The sequence below is a fragment of the Peptoniphilus indolicus ATCC 29427 genome (assembly GCF_000227315.1).
Taxonomy (GTDB): Bacteria; Bacillota; Clostridia; order Tissierellales; family Peptoniphilaceae; genus Peptoniphilus; species Peptoniphilus indolicus.
In genome coordinates, this window is the sequence record NZ_JH165123.1 from 1 (window position 1) to 1167 (window position 1167).

General features: G+C 25.0%; 2 protein-coding genes. Both read left to right on the top strand.

Annotated elements, in window-relative coordinates:
* Nucleotides 1-181: 181 nt before the first annotated feature.
* Nucleotides 182-385 (top strand): hypothetical protein, encoded by a 204-nt coding sequence (locus HMPREF9129_RS12110; protein WP_004823542.1) that lies wholly within the window; start codon nucleotides 182-184, stop codon nucleotides 383-385.
* On the top strand, nucleotides 385-1110 hold the full coding sequence (locus tag HMPREF9129_RS12115; RefSeq protein WP_306424735.1) for a DUF6602 domain-containing protein: 726 nt from the start codon (nucleotides 385-387) through the stop codon (nucleotides 1108-1110). Before HMPREF9129_RS12110 ends, HMPREF9129_RS12115 begins: the two co-directional genes overlap by 1 nt.
* Nucleotides 1111-1167: the final 57 nt, after the last annotated feature.

A 1167-nucleotide genomic window follows, 5' to 3' on the forward strand; every position in this document is an offset into this window, starting at 1 on the left:
TTAAAGATAATTTCTTAGTTTATATATAAAATCATTATAAAATAGCATATAAAGTTGGCTGTAGCAAGTCGTATTAGTGGATAACTATTGCACAAATTTAAACAAAGGTATAACATTGAATTGTAAGACACATTAAGCTTATAAATGCTTGTTGTGTTTTTAAATTTAAAGGAGGAATATTATGGAAGATAACAAAGATAAGTTTAAACATATTAGAGATATTAAAGAAAATTATAGACGAATGGAAGAAGAATTTGTAACTCAACTCAATTATGAGATAAATAATCATCATGGAACTGCAGGAGGAAATAGAGAAGAGATATGGAAATCGTTTTTTAAAAGAATTATTCCAAAAAATTTAATATTGCTAGATCGGTTTTTATAATTGATTCAAATGGAAATGTATCTAAGGAAGTTGATCTAGCTATTTATGATGAACAATACACCCCCTATATATTTAATTATGGATTAATAAAATTTATTCCAATAGAAGCTGTATCAGCTGTAGTGCAATGTAAAAGTTACAGTATTAAAAAGGAAGATTTACAACCATGGGTTAAATCTATAGACTCTTTAAATACTTCAAAAGAATCTATAGTAAGAATAGTGAATAGAGTACATTTTGGAGATAGTAAAGATAATATGTCGATTCAGACAGCTACTAAACCGATTAAAATTTTATGTTATTTAAATAAAGACGAAGAATCTAAAGTAGAGAGTACTAGTGGTAGAGATCTATTTGATATAGTAATTAAAGCTGATCAAAAAATAACTAAAGATGAAAATGAAAATATTAGTATAGTTGGAAAGAAACTTAATATTAAATTTGAGGATAAAGATTTATTTGAAGTTTTGATTAAATATAATTTAGCAGATAAAGAAGATAGTGATATCCGTGAGATGGAAGAAACCCAAAATACAAATTTTAAAGAAATATTTGGTAATCTTAAAAATAAAGAGCTTAAAAATTATGAAATAAAAGACACAGAAGATGAGAATTACTCATTACTTTCATTCATATTCCAATTCAATCAAATGCTAATGATGATAAATAATCCAATGTTTTTCCCACATATTGCATATGTAAATATGTTTAATAAATATAAATAGACGGAGGAGTATAATGCAAAATATAGTTGCAATTTCTGTAGAAAAAATTCAAAAGTA